The following is a 19,330-nucleotide window of genomic DNA, read 5'->3' as shown; positions in this document are numbered from 1 at the left end:
AATAAATTATTTAATAGAACTCTTTCTTAAAAAATAAAATATAGAGTTTCTTATAATTATCGCAATAAATGATTATAAATATTTTTTAATTAATTATAATGGCTCAACCTTTGGTATTTATCCTATGAAACTGTTAACAAAATAATTTTAAAGCTCATTAAATTCTTTTTAATTGCAAATTCATTAGAAATATCAATAGAACTTAATCAAGTTTATTGCTTTAATGTGTGTTTAGTGATTCGTAAGTATAACTATTAACTACATTAGTATAAATTAATGAGGTAGATTTGTTCCAAGGGTTATTAAACATTTAAATCATAATTTATCTGAACATGATATTACTGCTCAAATAACAGGTATGATCAAACATCCAATGTCACTTTTAGATAAATTATATCGTAAGGGTATAAAGTTAGAAGAATTAACAGATATTTTTGCGATAAGAATAGTGGTAATAGATGAAGAGCAATGTTATAAAGCTTTAAAAGTAGTTCATGATCTTTATGTGCATGGAAATGATAAATTTAAAAATTATGTTCTTAATCCTAAGCCAAACGGCTATCAATCTTTACATACTATTATTACAACTGAGGATAATTATAAAATAGAGATACAAATTTCATTTATTTTGTATTGTTTTGAAGTTGAAAAAAGAAATTTTGTAAACCAACATTTTGAAATATTGCTTTTTGTTCTGAAGGGAAATGTTGCTTGATAAAATTGGTATAAACATTTGATAGTTGTTATTCTACGGTTTGTATTTCTAAATAAGCTGCTATGAGTAAGAAGCTTTCTATAATTTCTTTTACTGTTTCTAAAGTCTTTTCCGTAAATTTAGCATTTATAGTTTGTAAATTATGTAGGCGATCAAACACTTTAATAAGTGCAATGTCATATCTTTGTTCTTGTATTAGTAAATTTAATATTTCGCCGGAGATAATTTTACTGTACGGCTTAATTCTTGTTAAACGTTCTACGCTATTGGCAGTATTCTTATCAAAAATTTTACTAATATCAGCATGTGTACGTATTGTATCCTCTATAGTATCATGAAGAATGGCCACATTTATCATATATGATTTATACAGTTTAGGAGCTTCAAGAGCCGTAAAATCTGCAATTATGATTGTAACTTCTATATGGTGAGAATAATAAGGTTACCCTGATTGATGCATTTGAGAAGCATTATATTTACGGGTATAATAAAGACCTTTTTTAATTTCTGTTATATCTATAGATGAGTCTACTATAATATTCAAATATTTAATTCGATCAATTAGTTTTTTACTATCATCACAAACCTCAAATTTTTTCTGCCAAACATCAATATTTTCCATAAACATACTAAATTATTTTCACTTCTTTTAAAAGGAGTATATGCATACAATTAGTATAAAATGTTTTGATCATAAAATTAATAAGATTTTAGAAAGATATGATATTTATTTTAAATTGATCGATAATCAATGCTTAAGCACAAGTTGCACTATATCTTGATTTGTCAATGTGATCATATTTTTGTGATTTTTTTAGACAGTTATATTAAATTAATATTAATTTTCATTAACAGCATAAATTGAATATATCAGTATAATAATGGTTAGTATCTTCAGTCAAAATATAAAAATAGTTAATAAAGTTTAATAAAAAGACAAGCCTTTTTATTTATGATCAAATATTTTTTCCATTTAGTGTTTTATAATTTTTTGCAATATATTAAAAATTTAATAAATATTATTAATTGTAAAGGTAGATTATTATTCAATCTATTGATATATATCGTAAATATAATTTAAATTAATAGGTAAATTATAACTAAAAACACTACTTGATAACAAAATAGCTCATAATAAAGCAGAGTACGATAAGAAATTTTAGCATGTTTTAGGTGTTACCCAATATCATTGGGTAGTAACCTAACCGAAGACAATGGCTTTAGTTTGCGAAGAGTGAAAGTTGTTAAAGGATAGCTCACAGAAAAATGAGATGGAAGTAGGAAAAAACTTTCCTAGTGATGTTAACATTCCTGATGATGCTGTAAGTGCACCGGCAATTAAAGATGTGTATCTTCTTAGAGGTGGAAAAGAAGATGAGAGAGATTCTGTTAATGATACTAATGCAGAAATGTGACAATTTTCATCTGACAAAACATTTGATTTGAGAGATGGAAGCAAATGCCATCATTTTTATCAAGTAAAAGCTGGTGACAAGTTTGATATACATTGTGATTATACCATAGCACATAAAACACGTGTTTATTCATATGAGATTACTGATCATCCTACTGATTTTATCAACGACTAACTTTTAATGAGCTTAAGACATTTTTTCAAAATATAAGCCAAGCAAAACCATTTTGGAGTTATCCATTACCTGCTTCTACAGATCATTCAATAATTCTGCCGGAAAGGGAAGCAGGATTTCATATTCTTTTAGAAAGATGGATAGTAGTAGCTGATACAGGCACGGCATTTCATCAATCATGTGTGTTCTTGAATATGAAGCAAGTTTAGGCGGTGAAAGACAGTTAATTCAATTATGTAACTTATTAAGCAAATTGTCATGAGCTTTAAGCGGCTTATGGCATTGTTTGCATGGATACCTAAGTCGTCATTGCGAGGAAATGACGTAATTAATTGACTAAGCAATCCAGTTAAAAATTCTGATTTACAGAATTTTTTATTACTTTTTCTAGATTGCCGCGTCATATATGGCTCCTAGCAATGACAACTTAGGTATCCACGCAGGCAATGCCTGCTCGCAATGACGACGAAAAACAGTCCACGCAACAATGCTTAAATTCCGTTACTATCTACTCAAAGCTTTTAGACCCTCCTTTAAGCCGTCTTTTATAAAGGAAATTTTAGCTTGTTTTCCGTCTGCGGTAATTAGTTCTATATAATTATCATTAGATAAAATCATTTCTAAATCGTCTTTTGTAATAACAGCCAAAGCCTGACAGCCGTTTATCGTACAATTTATGTATTTTCCGGCTGCTATTCGTTTGTCACCGCTATTAATGACTGTGCCTGCCGGAATTTGAACATTTGACGGGACTATTTCTATTATTTTTAATTCCTGTTCTTCTTGTTCTATTATTTTTAATTCCTGTTCTTCTTGCTCCACATTGAAATAACCTATGTGATAAATGGCTAATATTTCCTTTTCTTTATCTTTTTCTAGATTATTAATTTGTTGTGATAAGAAGCAAAGTTGTTTTTTCTCATTATTAAGAGTACAATTTAAAGTCCAAGATCCGTACTTTTTTGGTGTTGATGAAGCATCGACATTTGTTACTCTGTATAAAATAAAAGTACTGGTTATTATAAATAATCCACTAAGAACAAAAGCAACTTTTTTTATACAATCTTTCATATAGTTTCTAACCTTTTTAAAATATTTTCTTTTCCTAAAATTTCTGCAATTGCAAATACGCTAGGTGATGCGTCCATGCCGGTTATTAAAGCTCTTACGGGCTTCATAATGTCACTCAGCTTTAAGTCGTTTGCTGCTGCTATTTCTTTAAATTTATTCTGTACGGATTCCTTATCAAACTTCTCAATCTTGTTTAAACCTTCTGTAACTTGCTTGATCAAATCTTTATTGCAATTTTCTATAATTTCCTTTGCATCTTGGTTGTAGACGATGGGCGAATCTACGAGATAAATTTGAGCAAGCTGTGCTAAATCTAGCAATGTTTCGCTTCTAACTAGCAAGCTTGACATTGCTTGTTTTATATAACTTACCTCTTTATCACTAATCTTATAATTTTGTTTCAATATCTCGACAGTCTTTGCAGTTAAGGTATCATTGTCAAGCATTCTTAAGTAATAAGCATTAAGGCTATTCATTTTAGCAAAATCAAGCCTAGAAGGTGATTTACCGAGCGAATCAAGATTAAACCATTCTATAGCCTGAGTCATTGATATAATTTCATCATTACCGTGACTCCATCCGAGACGCAATAAATAATTACACAAACTTTCAGGTAAATATCCCATATTTTTATAAGCGTCAACGCCTAAGGCTCCGTGTCTTTTTGATAGTTTTGCTCCGTCTGCTCCATGAATTAGCGGTATATGAGTCATGCTCGGTACTTCATAACCGAGAGCCTGATAAATAGCAATTTGCCTTGCTGCATTGGTTAAATGATCGTCACCTCTAATAATATGAGTGATACCCATATCATGATCGTCTGCTACTACGGCTAGCATGTAAGTAGCAGTGCCATCTGCCCTTAGTAGTACCATATCGTCTATATGAGAGTTCTCAATTACTACCTCGCCTTGTAAGGTATCATGAATTGTTATTCTGCCCTCTCTTGGAGTTTTGAGACGTATTACTGGCTTAACATCAGTAGGATAGGCGTCAGGTTCTTTATCACGCCACTCGCTATTAAAAATGAAATGCTGTTTATTTTCTAAAGCTTTTTGTCGCTGCTTTTCTATTTCTTCTTGGCTAGTAAAACAATAATATGCCTTACCTTCTTTCAGGAGTCTTAGAGCCGCTTTTTTGTAAAGATCATTACGTTTAGACTGGAATATAACTTCCGCGTCCCAATCAAGCCCTAGCCATTTTAGACCTGAAAATATAGCGTCTACCGCTGCTTTAGTTGACCTTTCTTTATCGGTATCTTCAATGCGGAGCAGAAACTTACCGTTATTATGCCTTGCGAACAAGTAGTTAAAAAGGGCAGTTCTTGCCGAACCTATATGTAAAAACCCCGTCGGTGACGGAGCAAATCTAGTAATTACGTTGGTCATGTATTATTGTTTTTAAATATATACTAAGAACTGTGTCATACCGTGTCTTGATGTCCTAGTGTATGAACGTTCAAGATGTCATTCCTGCTAAAGCAGGAATGACATTGATTGATTTTGCATTCTTGCTCCCCAAACACATAAAATAATTTACGTCTATATCATCGCTTAATTTCCATTCATTTTTAGCAGGGTCATATACCAAGCCTTTCAGCTCTTTAATTTCAATGTCGGTATCCGTAAGCATTTCGTAAATTTCCGATGGTTTTAAGAATTTGGTATAATCATGAGTATTTTTAGGCACCCAGCCTAAAATATATTCAGCAACTATTATTCCAAGTGCATAAGCTTTTTTAGTGCGGTTAATCGTAGAAATTATTGCCATACCGTTTGGCTTAATATGCTTCACCAAATTGAGTATAAATTGCTGTACGTTTCCTACATGCTCAATAACCTCAATACAAATTACCACATCATATAGCTTGTCACTTTCTAATTCTTCTATAGTAGATTGTAAATAATTTATCTTTACATTATTTTCCTTAGCGTAAGTGCTTGCTGTTTCAATATTACTTTGTAGTGCATCAATGGCTGTAACGTTAAAACCTTGAGCCGCTAAAGGCATTGCAATTAATCCTCCACCGCAACCAACATCTAATATTTCTAGTTTGGAAAGGTGTCTATTGTAATGCGCAGTTATTTTCTCTATTATATATTCAAGGCGAATAGGGTTTATTCGGTGTAATAAACCGAATTCCCCGTCCTTATTCCACCAATTATGAGAAATTTTCTCAAATTTTGCTAATTCTTTTTTATCGATTGAAGACATAGTCTATGATTTTTTCCAATGTCATCCCGTGGCCCCTCCACAGGATGAAAAGAGGCCATACAACAAACATATATAATATACTCAGATGACTTTAATAATACTAGCATTAATTTTCATTAGCTGCATATTTGCTCCTCTTGGCTGCATTGCACTATGGAATCGATATATTTATTTTGGCGATGGGCTTGCTCATAGTAGTTTTTTAGCGGTTAGCATAAGCATTATAGCACATTTCCCATTAATATATTCAGGAATAATAGTTGCAATTCTTTTTTCGTTTTTTGTGTTTATTTTTAAAAATAATGCTGAAAAAAATGCAGTTATTAATTTGATTTCTAGCTTTATGCTAGCTGTTGCTTTAGTTATTAATTATTTTACTTCTTTGCAGAATAATATAGTTAATTTGTTGTTTGGGGATATTTTATCCGTGTCTTTTAATGATTTGATTATACTAGGGGTAGTGCTAATAACTATTATAAGCTTTATAGTATATTTATATAATCAAATTCTTCTGATCATTATCAATAGAGATATTGCAGTCATAAAAGGCTTAAAGGTTAATATTATTGAGCTAATATTTTTACTTCTTCTCTCATTATCGGTATTTTTTGCTATAAAGATTGTTGGTGTAATTATGGTTACTGCTATTTTACTTATTCCTGCAATGATCGCCCGGTTTGTAGCATATAGCCCCTCTCAGATGATTATAATATCAATTCTTATCTCTTTATTTATTAATTTTTGTGCCACATTTAGCTCTTTCTACTTTGATTTACCTTTAACTCCATTGTTTATTATATTAGGTACATTTATTTATGGTTTGTTGTATTTAAAGCGATTATTATGAATAAAAATGAATTTACTGAATATGTTTAAGAACTGTTAGAACCATATGGTGCAGTAGCCGTTCGTGTAATGTTTAGTGGATATGGTATATATTAAGTGTGGGGTTAAGGTAGGAATTATTAAGCGTAATGAATTATATTTTAAGTCAGAACTAAGCACTGATGAATATTTGCAATCTTGCCGTTCTGAGGCATTTGTATATCAAAGTAAAGGTAAATTTGTAACTCTATCATATTGGAAGGTGTTACCTGAAATTATGGAGGACCAAGAGTTATTAGGTAAGTGGTTTAAATTAGCTTTGAATGCTGCTATTAATAAGAAAAATAAATGTCATCCCGTGGCTTGACCAGTGTGGCATGGCTCGGTTATTTCATTCCTGTGTGGCATTGTTGTCTAGATACCAAAACCGTCATTGTGAGGAGCGAAGCGACACAGCAATCCAGAAACAGATTAAAAAATTCTGATTTACAGAATTTTTAACTGGATTGCTTCGTCAAAATTTTCAATTTTTCCTCGCAATGACGAAAAACCGTTCCACGCAACAACGCCTTCTCGCCTACGCGGGAATGAGACAAAACGAGCCCTGCAACAAGGCTTCCAATCGCTAGCAAGGATGTTAGAATTTATCCACATTCTTCATAATCTCAAGATAGTCTATTTTACCGCTTGCAAGCAAAGGTATTTCTGAATCGGTAATAATTACTTGCGGTAAATGTAGTAAAGAAATTTGAGCTTTAGATACAGTATCTGCAAAATTTTCTCTATTTATATCGGAACCGGTAGTAAGTAAAATAATTTTTTCTCCGTGCGTTTTATCGGGCATAGAAATAGCAGCATACAAGGAATTAGGATCAATTTCACTAGCAAGTTCTTCAATTTTTGTAAGAGATATCATTTCCCCTGATATTTTAGCAAAGCGTTTTAAACGTCCTAAAATTGTTATATATCCTTCAGAATCGATTTTGACTATATCACCTGTGTCGTACCATTCGTGATAAGTACGGTGACCTTCTAAGTCTAGGTAACCAAGCATGATGTTAGGACCTCTGATGAATAAACGACATCCTTCATTTAGTCCCTCTACTTTCTCAAGCTTATAATCAATTTTCGGTAATAATCTTCCTACCGTGTCTGCTTTATTATGCATAGGGGTATTGCAAGCTATAATAGGTGCGGCTTCGGTAATTCCATACCCTTCAAAAATACGTATACCGTATTTGTTAAGCCAAAATTGTCTTGTAGATTTTTTTAATTTCTCGCTACCGGAAAATATATAGCGTAATGAGTAAAAATCATATGGGTGAGCATAATTAGCATAACCGTTTAAAAAAGTATCGGTAGAAATTAATATGGTTGCTCCGATATCGTATATAACTTCAGGAATGCTGCGATAATTTAGTGGAGAAGGATATAGAAACAGCTTAATACCGTTTAAAGTTGTAATAATTGCACCTCCAAGACCAAAACAATGAAATAAAGGTAATGAGTTAAATACTATATCTTCGGGGCTAAAAGGTACTTTAGCAGTTATTTGATATCTATTAGTTTGTAAATTTCTGTGAGATAGTAATACGGCTTTAGGCTCACCTTCAGTGCCCGAAGTAAAAATTATCACTGCCGGTTTTTCATCATCACGATTACGACAAAAATAATTGTAATAAGTTTGAGAAAAATAACTTCCTATTTTTGCTTTTAGTTTTAGAGATGTACTAATTTGATTTTTAAAATCTTCTAAATATATGATTTTAATACCGAAATCTAATAAGTTAGTTATTAATTCATGTAAATTTGCTTGCTTAATAAATTGTTTTGAAGTGTAAACTACTTTAATTTGTGCAAGTTTACAGGAGTTAATAATAGTACTTATGCCGCTGCTCCAGTTAATTATAGCAGGAACATAACCGCTAGATTGCATGGCGTAAAAAGTAATTAATGTATTAGTGGTATTAGGCAACATTAAGCCTAAATTTCTGCCAAAGATATTATTTTTTTTGATTAAATCACCTAGGATAAAAGATTTTAATATTAAATCTCGATAAGTGACCGTATTTTTTTCAAAATCATCAACTATTTTTTTCTTAAATCCATGAATTTTAGCAGCTTCTATAAGAGATGAGAATAAAGTATTTTTGTAGTCTGAACTCTCAAACATCATATCAGCCATGATATCATAAAGAGTCCTAGAGATATAACTGCGTCGTTCTTGATTACTTGCAGCACTCACATTAGCGAATTTTACCGGCGGTAAAACTGTTATAGTAATTTTAGGAAATATTTTTCTTTTTAATATGTTTTTTAATTTTGATAAATGAGTAAATTGAGTTCCGTCTATTCTAACCGGTAAAACGGTAGCACAGGCTTTATCGGCAATCATTCCAGGTCCTTCGTATATTTTCATTAAAGAGCCGGTAACGCTTATTCTACCTTCAGGGAAAATTGCTACTTTCTGATCCTTTTGTACTTCTTTGACTAAAGTCTTTATTGCCATTGGGTTACTGGGATCAACCGGTAAAGTTCTTGCCATACGTAAGAACGGTTTAATCCACCATATTTTTTGTATATCGGGACTAATTGCAAAAATCATTTCTTCCTTTAGATAAGTAGCAATTAGTGGAGGGTCAAGATATGAAATATGATTGGCTACTACTACTACTTTTTTACCTGCTTTTTGAAAATTTTCAAATCCCTTAACTTCAACCTTATACATAAGATCAAAACAGATTTGGAATATTCTTCGCAATAGTTTAAATGGAATAATTTTAACATCAGGTATTAAGCGGTAAATGTATATAGTGACGATTATATTAGCTAGGCTAATAAATAATATAATCCAAGGGATAGTGAAATTTAGATAAAATAATAACGATAGAATCATTGTTGATCCCACCATGAAAATGGAATTAATGAGGTTGTTAACGGCAATAATTCGGCTACGATGCGCAGGATTTGCGTAATGCTGTAATATCGCAAAAAGGGGAACGATATATAAACCGCCTATTGATGCTAAGAAAAATAAATCGATCACTATTCGCCAATTATGTCTTTTCGATAAAAATACTAAAATACTTTTTAGCTGAGTAGGTTCGTAGTTAACTGAGCTAATTCTACTTGCAAAGAATAAATCAATACCAAAAATACTAATGCCTAGGGCTGAAATAAAGAGATATTTAACTGTAATCTCATTTTCAAATATTTTGCTACATAAAAATGAACCGACACCAACACCAATCGAGAAAACTGCTAAAAATAAGTTAGCAACATTCTCATCAGCTTTAAAAGTTATCTTAGCAAGTAAAGGTATTTGAGAAATTATAGCAGCTCCGATAAACCAAAACCATGAAATACCAAGTATAGCTAAATATATCTGTTTTTTTGCTTTGGCATATTTAATCATATTTATGCTTGCATCTATAATATTACAATTTATTTTAACATCACGATTTGCATTTTGAGATTTTGGAGAAAACAGGCTTGTAATGAAGCCGAGAAAAGCGATGGTAATTAATGAATAAATTATAAAATTATTGCTGACGGTATAATAACTGCCGATTATTATACCGATAAAAATACCGATAAAAGTTCCGGCTTCAACAAAGCCGTTAGCGCCAAGTAGTTCGTCTTTATTTAGGTGATCAGGTAATACGCTATATTTTATTGGACCGAAAAAAGTAGAGTGTATACCCATTAAGGAAATAGAACAGAACAGGATTAGCAGATTATTATGATGAAATCCATAAATTGCAAAGGCAATTATGCCGATTTCACAAATCTTAATAATCTTAATAAGACTCGCACGTTCGTATTTATCGGCAATTTGTCCTGCGATGCTTGCGAATATTATAAAAGGTAATACAAAAGTAGCATTAGCAATTAAAACAAGTATATTATTATATTTACTTAAAGCTCCTGAAATACCGTAAGTAATAAGGATTACTATAGCATTTTTTAATATATTATCATTAAGACAACCGCATAACTGCACTATAAAATTCGGTAAAAATCGTCTATCTTTGAAAAGATATAATTTGTTTGTGTCCATATTATATTTAATATTTAAAATACCGATTTTGTTAGATTTTGATGTCATTGTTGCAAGGTGTTAGTTTTGCCCTCATAGCTTATTTATGTCATTCCTGCGAAATCAGGAATGACATAGGACTCAAAACAAAACCTAAATTATCAAAATACTAGCAATTTATATTAATATGTCAAATTGCATATAGATAAATAATGTTTAATGAGGGTTATTTGAAATCTTCATAACAATAACGCATTGCTTCTCTATTAGCAGGAATATTATTAGATTCCTCGATATCGTGTTTTGGAATAAAAATAGAACAAATTTTACTGATTTTAATTATTATTTCATGTACGCTCATATTTATTTTCCTAAAAATTATTTTCTATGCTATCACTCTTTAATAGATATAAGACCTAGTATCAATATTTTTCCATATTATTCTTCTCTTTTTGTACTTTCTTTCTTCTTTGTAAATTCTTTTTTAAAGCAGTTGATAAGTTATTAAATTTAGCTGCCGGTTTGTCTTTTTTCGGTTTTTCTTTAGTATCTTCGGTAGATGACATAAATAATTATCTTTTCACGTTAGCATTATTATATTATATTATGGATATTTTGGAAATAAAACTATAAATATTTATGACTCAAAGTAATATAATCTCCCTTGAGTTATTGGATGAGAGAAAAAATATTGCAAGGCAAGGGGGCGGTGAAGCTAGGATCAACGCACAACATCAAAAAGGTAAGTTAACTGCACGAGAACGCATAGAAGTATTATTAGATCCGAATAGTTTTACCGAAACTGGGATGTTTGTAGCACATAGATGCGATAATTTTGGGATGCAGGATAAAAAGTTTTTAGGTGACGGTGTTGTAACTGGGCATGGTACGATAAACGGTAGATTGGTATTTATTTACAGCCAAGATTTTACCGTACTAGGCGGTTCTCTCGGCGAATATCATGCTAAGAAAATCTGCGATATTATCGATCAAGCTATAGCAACCGGTGCTCCAGTAATAGGTATTAACGACTCAGGGGGAGCAAGAATTCAAGAAGGGGTTGATGCTCTTGCCGGATACGGTGAATTATTTCAGCGTAATGTGTTAGCGTCAGGTGTTATCCCTCAAATTACCTTAATTATGGGACCTTGTGCCGGTGGTGCGGTATATTCCCCTGCCTTAACTGATTTTATATTTATGGTTAAGAATAGTTCTTATATGTTCGTAACCGGTCCCGATGTAGTAAAAACTGTTACGGGTGAAGCAGTAAGCCAAGAAAAGCTCGGCGGTGCTAGAATGCATACCACTAAAAGCGGTGTTGCCGATCTTGCATTCAATAATGATATAGAAGCATTGCTCGAAATCCGTAAGTTCTTTAATTTCCTTCCATCATCCAATCGTAGTCCTCTTCCTGTTCGTTCGACTATTGATCCTGCCGATAGAGTCGATATGTCTCTTAGCACGTTAATACCTAACACTCCTAATAAGCCTTATGATATGAAAGAGCTTGTTGAGCGTATCGTTGATGAGGGAGAATTTTTTGAACTACAATCTGATTTTGCCAAGAATATCATTATCGGATTTGGTTATATGGAAGGTTATACGGTAGGATTTGTGGCTAATCAGCCTTTGCATTTAGCAGGATGTTTAGATATAAACGCCTCAAGAAAAGCAGCAAGATTTATTAGATTCTGTGATGCTTTCAATATTCCTATAGTAAGTCTTGTGGATGTACCTGGATTTCTGCCTGGTACATCCCAAGAGCATGACGGTATTATTAAACACGGTGCTAAGCTGTTATACGCGTATGCAGAAGCTACAGTGCCGAAGATTACCGTAATTACCCGTAAGGCTTACGGTGGTGCTTATATAGTTATGAACTCCAAGCATCTTAGAGGCGATATAAACTATGCTTGGTTTAATTCAGAAATCGCTGTTATGGGGGCAGAGGGAGCAGCCGAGATAATATTTAAGGAAGAATGTAAAGACCCTGAAGCTAAAAAACAAAAAATCGATGAATATAGAAAGGTAGTAACTTCGCCTTTTGTTGCGGCATCTAGGGGATATTTGGATGATATTATAAGACCGCAAAATACTAGATGGCGAATATGTAAGGCGTTAAATTTCCTGCGTACTAAAAAAGTAGAATTGCCTTGGAAAAAGCATGATAATTTGCCGTTGTAATGTTTAATTGTCATTCCAGCGAAAGTGGAATCCAGAAAAACATATATACAGCAAATTTTTGCAATTAAAAGCTCGATTTATCTCGCTTTATGCTGAATTCCAGCTTTCGTGGGCATGACATAAAACAGTTCATGTGGGTAATGCTGAGCTAGGAATGACATCGACAGCAGTATTAATGATACAGATTACTTTATAATAAAAACTATGAATAAACCATTATTTGATAAAATTCTGATTGCTAATCGTAGCGAGATCGCTGTTAGGATAATACGTACCTTAAAAAAGATGGGAATAAAGTCGGTTGCAGTATATTCTGAAGCAGATACAAACTCGATGTATGTGCAGTATGCAGATGAGGCGTATTATATAGGTGATTCCCCTGCAACGGCAAGTTATTTATCTATTAAAAATATTATCTCAGCAATTCGTGAAAGTGGCGCAAGTGCAGTACATCCAGGTTATGGTTTTTTATCGGAAAATCCGAATTTTGCCAATATTCTTAAAAGAGACGGTGTTGTTTTAATAGGACCGAGTGCCGGAACTATTAAAAAAATGGGCGATAAAATCGAAGCAAAAAAGATAGCGATAGAAGCCGGAGTTAGCACCGTTCCGGGTTATATGGGAACTATAAATGATGTTAAGCAAGCGGTGGATATTGCGAAAGAGATTGGGTTTCCGGTAATAGTAAAAGCGGCTGCCGGTGGCGGTGGACGTGGTATGAGAGTAGTGAATAATCCAGCTGAAATGGCAAATGCTTTTGAGTCGGCAAAGCTTGAAGCAGCAAATAGTTTTAGTGACGATAGATTATTTATTGAGAAGTTAATTCAAACTCCCCGTCATATTGAAATTCAGCTAATTGCCGACCAATACGGCAATAGTGTATGTCTCGGAGAGCGTGAATGTTCAATACAGCGTCACCATCAAAAAGTAATCGAAGAAGCACCAAGTGCTTTTATTACTGAAGATATAAGGCAAGAAATGTATCGGCAGGTAATATCCTTATCTCAAAAAGTTGGATATTATTCGGCCGGTACCGTTGAGTTTATAGTAGATAGTAATAGAAATTTCTATTTTTTAGAAATGAATACTAGGTTACAAGTTGAGCATCCTGTTACTGAGCTAATTACCGGTATAGATATCGTTGAAGAGATGATAAAAATTGCAGCCGGTGAGAAATTATCATTTACGCAAGATGATATAAAATTAAAAGGTTGGGCATTTGAATCACGAATTTGTGCCGAAAACCCAAGCAGAGGTTTCTTACCTTCTAGCGGTAGAATTATCGCGTATTCTGAACCTGCCAAGAATCCTAATATCCGTATAGATACAGGGATTGGGCTTGGTGGTGAAGTAAGTATGTTTTATGATTCAATGATTGCGAAATTATGTACTTATGGTGAAACAAGAGAGCAGGCAATTGAGGTAATGCGTTCTGCTTTGAGTTCTTATATAATTAACGGTATTGCTCATAATATTAGTTTCTTAGAAGCGGTAATGCTACATCCACGCTTTGTTAGCGGTGATATTTCTACTGCCTTTATTCAAGAAGAATATCCTGACGGTTTTTCCGGAGCTAGTCTAACTTCAGAAGTAACTACCGTATTTTTAGCAACGGCTATTTTTATTTATATATCGGAACAAAGACGTGCTTCTTTAATTTCCGGCAATATTAACAATCAGGCTAACAAAATAGGTACAAGGTGGGTAGTAACTATAGATGATAAATTATTTCCCGTATTAATTACACCTGTTGAAAACGGCTATAATATACGTCACGAAAGTGATAGAATATATATTCGTAGTAACTGGAATTTAGGTAATGAACTTTTTACGGCTATAATTAACGGTAAAAAGACAAATGTAAAAATTGAGAATATCAGAACCGGTTATTTATTATCGCATGCTGGTATTAGCGTAAGAGCCTTTGTTCGCTCTCCTCGTATATCAGAACTTGAAGCGTTGATGGTCTCAAAAGTAGTAGTAGAAGAAAGCTCCGAACTTGTGGCTCCTCTAAGCGGTCAAATTGTTGCAATAAAGGTGAAAGAAGGGCAGGTAGTGACGGCAGGGCAAGAAATTATGATTTTAACTGCTATGAAAATGGAAAATCTTATTTTAGCCGAAAGAGACGGAACAATAGCTAAAGTTTTTGTTAATGAAAAGGATAATGTTGTAAGAGGGCAGGTATTATTAGAATTTGCTTGATATACTCTGATATCGCCATTGCAAACTATGTAAGTTATCTTTTGCCCATCTTATGGTCTGCCCATGCTCTGATGCAAGCATTAAAGGTGGTGCATCTTTATTGCCGTTAATTTTTACTCCTGCCTTTAATAATGTTTTTACCCCTTCTAACTTACCGTCTATTATTGCGATTTCTAGAGCTATATCCAAATTAGCATTTTTAGATAAAACATATTTTGCAATTGCTTTTCTATTTTTTCAATTTGTGGTACTTAACGGGTGTATTAAAACAATATTTCGTATTAACATCAAAACAGTATATGCAAACAAATTTTTTAATTACTTTAAGTTTATTTGCGTTTATTGCTTTAAAAAGATTTGCTTATAAAGCTCGTTTACAGTTTGACTGCCTTGTGATGCTGCTTTAAAGGTTGTATTTAAATAAGTTACTCCTTTTATTGAAAGATAACATGTAATATCTATTTTATAATGTGCTGCTAAGCTAGCAGCAAGTCTTAGTGGGTTAAAACCAAAATTACTAAAATTGACATCTGCTTTTTATTTTTCTACAAAATACTTTACTAATGTTAAACTTTGGTTTTGTATTGCTTGTATTAGGCTAGAATTGGGTTCAAACGTAAGACGATTAAGTAGATATTCAGCCTGTTCATTGTTATTTTTAATTGCAAATTCTAATGCTTTGTATTTATTTGCGCCTTGAGATATAAGGCATTCTATGAGATGTAGTTGATTTAAATTCGGAGCATCTAAGCTAGCTATAATATTTAATGCTGTTCCTTCTAGAGGCTGAAACTCATTAAAATATTGTTTTAAATATTCTAAAGTTATTACAATTTCTGTATGTGTGGTTTTTGTGGTACTAGTTCCTAAACGATTTTTAATCCAAGAACCTTTGTCTCTCGGGCTTAATGAGGAGTATTGTGACATAATTTACCTAAATTAATTTATAGCGTGCATACTATAGATTAATATAAGTAAATTATTAATACCTTAATCAATAGTAAAATAATTTACGATTTCTTAATCTTAAGTTGTATTGGATGATCCTCTAATTCTACTTTACTTACATAATCAGGCGTAAAATTTTTAGAAAACTCGCCTAAAGTTTGTTCTGTAATAAAGTCTCCATAATTATAAATTATCTCAGATAAATCAAACTCGCTTATTATCTCAATTAAAATCCTGTCAGTTATAGAGAAACCTGCATCTTTTCGAGCCTGTTGTATGAAGCGTACAATATCTCTTGCGTATCCTTCTTCTATTAGCTCAGCTGTTAGCTCTAAATCAAGTATTAACAAGCTGCTATTATTCTCAAAACTTGCTGCTCCTTTTATATGTGAATATGGCTCCAAAATTAGCTTATATTCCTCATTATTTAAGGTTTCACCGCATATAGTTAAACCGCCTGCGATAGCTTTCCAGTCACCTTTTTTAGAAGCAGCTATAATCTCTTTCATTTTAGCTGGAAGACGTTTACCAAGCATTGGGAAATTAATCGATAGTTTTTTGCTTGCGTAATTCTCTAGATCGTCGCAATAAATTACTGATTTCACATTAATCTCATCCTTGATCAAATTTTCAAAAGCTTTTAGATCATTATTATGTTTGCTGATAATAGTTATGCTAGCCAGCGGCTGCCTTACCCTGATATTTTTAGTACTTCTAATAAACAGGCTATTACTACAAATATCAAGCACGTTATCCATAGTAGCAACTAGCTCGTGATTTATTTCAAAGTCTGAGAGAGTGGGGTAGTTGCATAGATGGACGCTAATTTGGTCATTGTGATGCACTGATGGGGTGTAATCCCGTGGCTTGACCACTGGATTCAAATTGTTTATCGATTTACTGGATCCTGCGATCAAGTCGCGGGATGACAATGTAGACGTCTCTTCGCAATGACATAGCCCCTTATATATCGCCTCCGAAATCATAGGCACTAGTGCAGACATTGCAATTGCCATAGTCTTTAAACATGAATATAGAGTATTATAAGCATTTTGTTTATCTGTATCTTTTTCGCTTTTCCAAAATCTTGCTCTACTTCGTCTTATATACCAGTTATTCAATACTTCAAAAAATTCTAAAACTGCATGATAAGCTGTTTGCGTATCGAAATTATCCAAACTCTCTTCAATCTTACTGACTGCTATTTTTAGCTTAGATAATATATAAACATCAAGTACGTTTTCAGAAGCAAAACTAATCTCACCTTTAAGCGAATCGGCATTAGCATACATCGTAAAGAAATGATAAGAACTCCATATAGGCTTGATGAATAGACGAAGCGTATCAAATACCATCTTACCGTCTTTATCGATTAGCAGTTCCTGACCTTTAACAATGTTTGAAGATAGCATCGTAACTCTTAATGCGTCAGAGCCGTATTGATCAAATAGCTCCAGCGGATCGGCGTAGTTATTAAGGCGCTTTGAGAGTTTTTGGCCGGTAGCGTCTAAAATTACACCGTGGCATATACAATTTAAAAACGGTGGACGATCAAATAAAGCGGTAGATAGCACCATTAAAGTATAAAACCAACCACGTGTTTGAGCTGAATACTCAACTATAAAATCAGCCGGAAAATGATCCTCGAACCACTCTTTATTTTCAAAAGGGTAGTGAGCTTGCCCATATGGCATCGAGCCGCTTTCAAACCAGCAATCAAACACGTCTTCGATTCTACGCATTGTTGATTTACCGGTTGGATCGTTTGGGTTTGGTCTTGTCAGTTTATCGATAAATGGACGATGTAAATCAGTAACTTTAACGCCGAAATCTTTCTCTAATTCCTCTATAGAGCCGTAAACATCTATGCGTGGATATTTTGGATCGTCTGATTTCCATACAGGAAGCGGCGTTCCCCAAAATCTATTACGGCTTATCGACCAATCACGTGCATTTTCAAGCCACTTACCGAATAAATTATCTTTAACATGATGTGGGATCCAGTTTATTTGCTGATTAAGCTCTACCATCCTATCTTTAAACTGCGTTACCTTGACATACCATGACGGAACAGCCTTATATATAAGAGGCGTATCCGTCCGCCAGCAATGAGGATAATTATGAATATACTGCTCGGTTTTTAGCCAATTTCCTTGCTCTTTCAGTTTGATTATTATTTTGTCATTTGCATCAAATACTTGCACTCCCTCTAAATCAGGAATTTCTTTAGTAAATTTACCGCTATTATCCACAGGACAAACAAGTGAGATCCCTTTTGATTCGCAAAGTATTTGGTCATCTTCACCAAAGCCGGGAGCCATATGTACAACCCCTGTACCGTCACCTTCAACAACAAAGTCGACGTCAAATATCTTGAAGCTGTTTGGATGATGCTCAAAATAGTCGAATAAAGGTTTATAGCGGAGTCCCTGAAGCTGTGAGCCTTTAATTATCTCAAAATTTTCTTCACCGCTAAGCCCTAATTCTTTAGCATATTTAGAAACTGACGAGGCAGCTATTATGTAACAAATATTTTCTTGAGGGACTAACGCATAATCTATATCACTACCGACCGCTATGGCTAGATTTGATGGAAGAGTCCAAGGCGTCGTCGTCCAAGTAAGGATTCTATATTCTTGATAATCACCGCCTACTGTCATTTCTGACTCCCTCGATATCATTCCTGCAAAAGCAGGAATCTCATGCAATTTATCCCTTAGTACGAAACTCACCGTTACAGCTTTATCTGATCGCTCACGATAAGAATTATCAAGCCTTGTTTCAAAATTAGAAAGCGGTGTTTCGCATGCCCAAGAATACGGTACTACCCGCATAGACTCACACAATAACCCCTTATTATACAGCTCTTTAAACGCCCAAAGGACGGACTCCATAAAATTCTTATCCATCGTTTTATAAGAATTTTTAAAATCTACCCATCTTGCTTGACGAGTTACATATTCTTCCCAGTCGCTCGCATATTCCATTACTGAAGCTCTGCAATGTGCATTAAACTTCTCGATACCGAAATTAGTTATTGCAAGACGCCCTGAAATACCAAGCTCTTTCTCTGATTGCATTTCAGCAGGAAGACCGTGACAATCCCAGCCGAAACGACGCTCAACTTTCTTACCTTTTACGGTTTGGTATCTAGCATATACGTCTTTAATAAAGCCGGTAAGTAAATGACCATAATGCGGCAAACCGTTTGCAAAAGGTGGACCGTCATAAAAAATAAATTCTGATTCTCCATTCCTACCATCAATAGATTTTTGAAATATATTATTGTCTTGCCAAAATTTTAGTATCTCTCGCTCTATAGCAGCAAAATTAGCATTTGAACTAACTTCAGGATAATATTTAGTATTGGCCATCATTTTAGAAATTATTTTTAAAAACATCCTAATTATATACAAGAGAGGTAATAACACAAGAATTTTAATATATTACTTTTAGCTATTACTTCTAACGGACAGATCGTTCTACCAAAAAAAGTTAGAGAAAATAGCAATATTATTTCTATAGAAATTGATTATAATAATA

17 protein-coding genes and 1 pseudogene are annotated in these 19,330 nt (G+C 33.4%); 6 read left to right on the top strand and 12 right to left on the bottom strand.

Annotated features, from left to right (window positions below; all coding sequences use genetic code 11):
* Positions 1-358: 358 nt before the first annotated feature.
* On the top strand, positions 359-715 hold the full coding sequence (locus A1C_RS04395) for a nucleotidyltransferase family protein (protein ID WP_232279096.1): 357 nt from the start codon (positions 359-361) through the stop codon (positions 713-715).
* A gap of 28 nt (positions 716-743) precedes the next feature.
* Here A1C_RS04395 and A1C_RS08755 read toward each other — a convergent pair whose 3' ends face one another.
* Together A1C_RS08755 and A1C_RS08750 are read right to left on the bottom strand one after the other, a co-directional pair.
* Positions 744-1,121, bottom strand: coding sequence for an HD domain-containing protein (locus A1C_RS08755; RefSeq protein WP_232279136.1), 378 nt, complete (start codon positions 1,119-1,121; stop codon positions 744-746).
* Positions 1,122-1,157: 36 nt separating this feature from the next.
* Positions 1,158-1,343, bottom strand: a complete 186-nt coding sequence (locus tag A1C_RS08750; protein WP_232279095.1) for a guanosine polyphosphate pyrophosphohydrolase — start codon at positions 1,341-1,343, stop codon at positions 1,158-1,160.
* A gap of 613 nt (positions 1,344-1,956) precedes the next feature.
* On the opposite strand from A1C_RS08750, the gene A1C_RS04385 reads away from it, so the two are divergent.
* Positions 1,957-2,130 carry a hypothetical protein gene (locus tag A1C_RS04385; protein WP_232279094.1) on the top strand — a complete coding sequence of 58 codons (174 nt, stop codon included), beginning with the start codon at positions 1,957-1,959 and terminating at the stop codon, positions 2,128-2,130.
* 479 nt (positions 2,131-2,609) lie between these two features.
* On the opposite strand, the pseudogene A1C_RS09300 reads toward A1C_RS04385, so the two are convergent.
* The 4 genes and pseudogenes from A1C_RS09300 to ubiG form a co-directional block, all read right to left on the bottom strand.
* Positions 2,610-2,708, bottom strand: a pseudogene (locus A1C_RS09300) (lytic transglycosylase domain-containing protein); the annotation flags it as partial.
* Positions 2,709-2,808: 100 nt separating this feature from the next.
* The gene (locus A1C_RS04380) at positions 2,809-3,375 is read right to left on the bottom strand and encodes an invasion associated locus B family protein (protein ID WP_012149868.1); all 567 of its coding nucleotides are present in this window, start codon (positions 3,373-3,375) and stop codon (positions 2,809-2,811) included.
* Positions 3,372-4,763: a glutamate--tRNA ligase gene (gltX, locus tag A1C_RS04375; RefSeq protein ID WP_012149867.1), complete on the bottom strand. Its 1,392-nt coding sequence runs from the start codon at positions 4,761-4,763 to the stop codon at positions 3,372-3,374. Before gltX ends, A1C_RS04380 begins: the two co-directional genes overlap by 4 nt.
* A gap of 70 nt (positions 4,764-4,833) precedes the next feature.
* Positions 4,834-5,589 (bottom strand): bifunctional 2-polyprenyl-6-hydroxyphenol methylase/3-demethylubiquinol 3-O-methyltransferase UbiG, encoded by a 756-nt coding sequence (ubiG, locus tag A1C_RS04370; RefSeq protein ID WP_012149866.1) that lies wholly within the window; start codon positions 5,587-5,589, stop codon positions 4,834-4,836.
* A gap of 85 nt (positions 5,590-5,674) precedes the next feature.
* Here ubiG and A1C_RS04365 point away from each other — a divergent pair, with 85 nt between their 5' ends.
* Together A1C_RS04365 and A1C_RS04360 are read left to right on the top strand one after the other, a co-directional pair.
* Positions 5,675-6,436 (top strand): metal ABC transporter permease, encoded by a 762-nt coding sequence (locus tag A1C_RS04365; RefSeq protein ID WP_012149865.1) that lies wholly within the window; start codon positions 5,675-5,677, stop codon positions 6,434-6,436.
* A gap of 81 nt (positions 6,437-6,517) precedes the next feature.
* Entirely contained in the window at positions 6,518-6,781 is a 264-nt protein-coding gene (locus tag A1C_RS04360; protein WP_232279093.1) for a TfoX/Sxy family protein, read from the top strand.
* Positions 6,782-7,051: 270 nt separating this feature from the next.
* On the opposite strand, the gene A1C_RS04355 is transcribed toward A1C_RS04360, so the two are convergent.
* The 3 genes from A1C_RS04355 to A1C_RS08190 all read right to left on the bottom strand — a co-directional run bounded on the left by A1C_RS04355 (position 7,052) and on the right by A1C_RS08190 (position 11,019).
* Entirely contained in the window at positions 7,052-10,474 is a 3,423-nt protein-coding gene (locus A1C_RS04355) for an acyl-[ACP]--phospholipid O-acyltransferase (protein WP_041816852.1), read from the bottom strand.
* A gap of 205 nt (positions 10,475-10,679) precedes the next feature.
* The gene (locus A1C_RS09115; RefSeq protein WP_012149862.1) at positions 10,680-10,814 is read right to left on the bottom strand and encodes a hypothetical protein; all 135 of its coding nucleotides are present in this window, start codon (positions 10,812-10,814) and stop codon (positions 10,680-10,682) included.
* A 61-nt stretch (positions 10,815-10,875) separates the two neighbouring features.
* Positions 10,876-11,019, bottom strand: a complete 144-nt coding sequence (locus A1C_RS08190; RefSeq protein ID WP_012149861.1) for a hypothetical protein — start codon at positions 11,017-11,019, stop codon at positions 10,876-10,878.
* Between the two features lie 73 nt (positions 11,020-11,092).
* Here A1C_RS08190 and A1C_RS04350 point away from each other — a divergent pair, with 73 nt between their 5' ends.
* On the top strand, positions 11,093-12,637 hold the full coding sequence (locus A1C_RS04350; protein ID WP_012149860.1) for an acyl-CoA carboxylase subunit beta: 1,545 nt from the start codon (positions 11,093-11,095) through the stop codon (positions 12,635-12,637).
* A 204-nt stretch (positions 12,638-12,841) separates the two neighbouring features.
* Positions 12,842-14,839: an acetyl-CoA carboxylase biotin carboxylase subunit gene (locus A1C_RS04345; RefSeq protein WP_012149859.1), complete on the top strand. Its 1,998-nt coding sequence runs from the start codon at positions 12,842-12,844 to the stop codon at positions 14,837-14,839.
* Here A1C_RS04345 and A1C_RS07125 read toward each other — a convergent pair.
* The 3 genes from A1C_RS07125 to ileS all read right to left on the bottom strand — a co-directional run bounded on the left by A1C_RS07125 (position 14,825) and on the right by ileS (position 19,161).
* A complete protein-coding gene (locus A1C_RS07125; RefSeq protein ID WP_012149858.1) occupies positions 14,825-15,028 on the bottom strand; it encodes a hypothetical protein in 204 nt (67 codons plus the stop codon). The genes A1C_RS04345 and A1C_RS07125 overlap by 15 nt on opposite strands.
* Before the next feature lie 348 nt (positions 15,029-15,376).
* Positions 15,377-15,766, bottom strand: coding sequence for a hypothetical protein (locus A1C_RS08745; RefSeq protein ID WP_012149857.1), 390 nt, complete (start codon positions 15,764-15,766; stop codon positions 15,377-15,379).
* Positions 15,767-15,849: 83 nt separating this feature from the next.
* A complete protein-coding gene (ileS, locus tag A1C_RS04325; protein ID WP_012149856.1) occupies positions 15,850-19,161 on the bottom strand; it encodes an isoleucine--tRNA ligase in 3,312 nt (1,103 codons plus the stop codon).
* Positions 19,162-19,330: the final 169 nt, after the last annotated feature.

This window comes from Rickettsia akari str. Hartford, assembly GCF_000018205.1.
GTDB lineage: Bacteria > Pseudomonadota > Alphaproteobacteria > Rickettsiales > Rickettsiaceae > Rickettsia > Rickettsia akari.
The sequence above is the reverse complement of the archived record's forward strand: the minus strand, read 5'-3'. Positions and strand labels throughout refer to the sequence as shown.

Excerpts from the sequence above, each read along its gene's own strand:
- A1C_RS04380 (WP_012149868.1), bottom strand. The coding sequence starts at position 3,375 with ATGAAAGATTGTATAAAAAAAGTTGCTTTTGTTCTTAGTGGATTATTT.
- A1C_RS04350 (WP_012149860.1), top strand. The coding sequence starts at position 11,093 with ATGACTCAAAGTAATATAATCTCCCTTGAGTTATTGGATGAGAGAAAA.
- A1C_RS04345 (WP_012149859.1), top strand. The coding sequence starts at position 12,842 with ATGAATAAACCATTATTTGATAAAATTCTGATTGCTAATCGTAGCGAG.
- A1C_RS09115 (WP_012149862.1), bottom strand. The coding sequence starts at position 10,814 with ATGAGCGTACATGAAATAATAATTAAAATCAGTAAAATTTGTTCTATT.
- ubiG (WP_012149866.1), bottom strand. The coding sequence starts at position 5,589 with ATGTCTTCAATCGATAAAAAAGAATTAGCAAAATTTGAGAAAATTTCT.
- A1C_RS08745 (WP_012149857.1), bottom strand. The coding sequence starts at position 15,766 with ATGTCACAATACTCCTCATTAAGCCCGAGAGACAAAGGTTCTTGGATT.
- A1C_RS04355 (WP_041816852.1), bottom strand. The coding sequence starts at position 10,474 with ATGGACACAAACAAATTATATCTTTTCAAAGATAGACGATTTTTACCG.
- A1C_RS04360 (WP_232279093.1), top strand. The coding sequence starts at position 6,518 with ATGGTATATATTAAGTGTGGGGTTAAGGTAGGAATTATTAAGCGTAAT.
- A1C_RS08190 (WP_012149861.1), bottom strand. The coding sequence starts at position 11,019 with ATGTCATCTACCGAAGATACTAAAGAAAAACCGAAAAAAGACAAACCG.
- A1C_RS04395 (WP_232279096.1), top strand. The coding sequence starts at position 359 with ATGATCAAACATCCAATGTCACTTTTAGATAAATTATATCGTAAGGGT.
- ileS (WP_012149856.1), bottom strand. The coding sequence starts at position 19,161 with ATGGCCAATACTAAATATTATCCTGAAGTTAGTTCAAATGCTAATTTT.
- gltX (WP_012149867.1), bottom strand. The coding sequence starts at position 4,763 with ATGACCAACGTAATTACTAGATTTGCTCCGTCACCGACGGGGTTTTTA.
- A1C_RS04365 (WP_012149865.1), top strand. The coding sequence starts at position 5,675 with ATGACTTTAATAATACTAGCATTAATTTTCATTAGCTGCATATTTGCT.
- A1C_RS08750 (WP_232279095.1), bottom strand. The coding sequence starts at position 1,343 with ATGTTTATGGAAAATATTGATGTTTGGCAGAAAAAATTTGAGGTTTGT.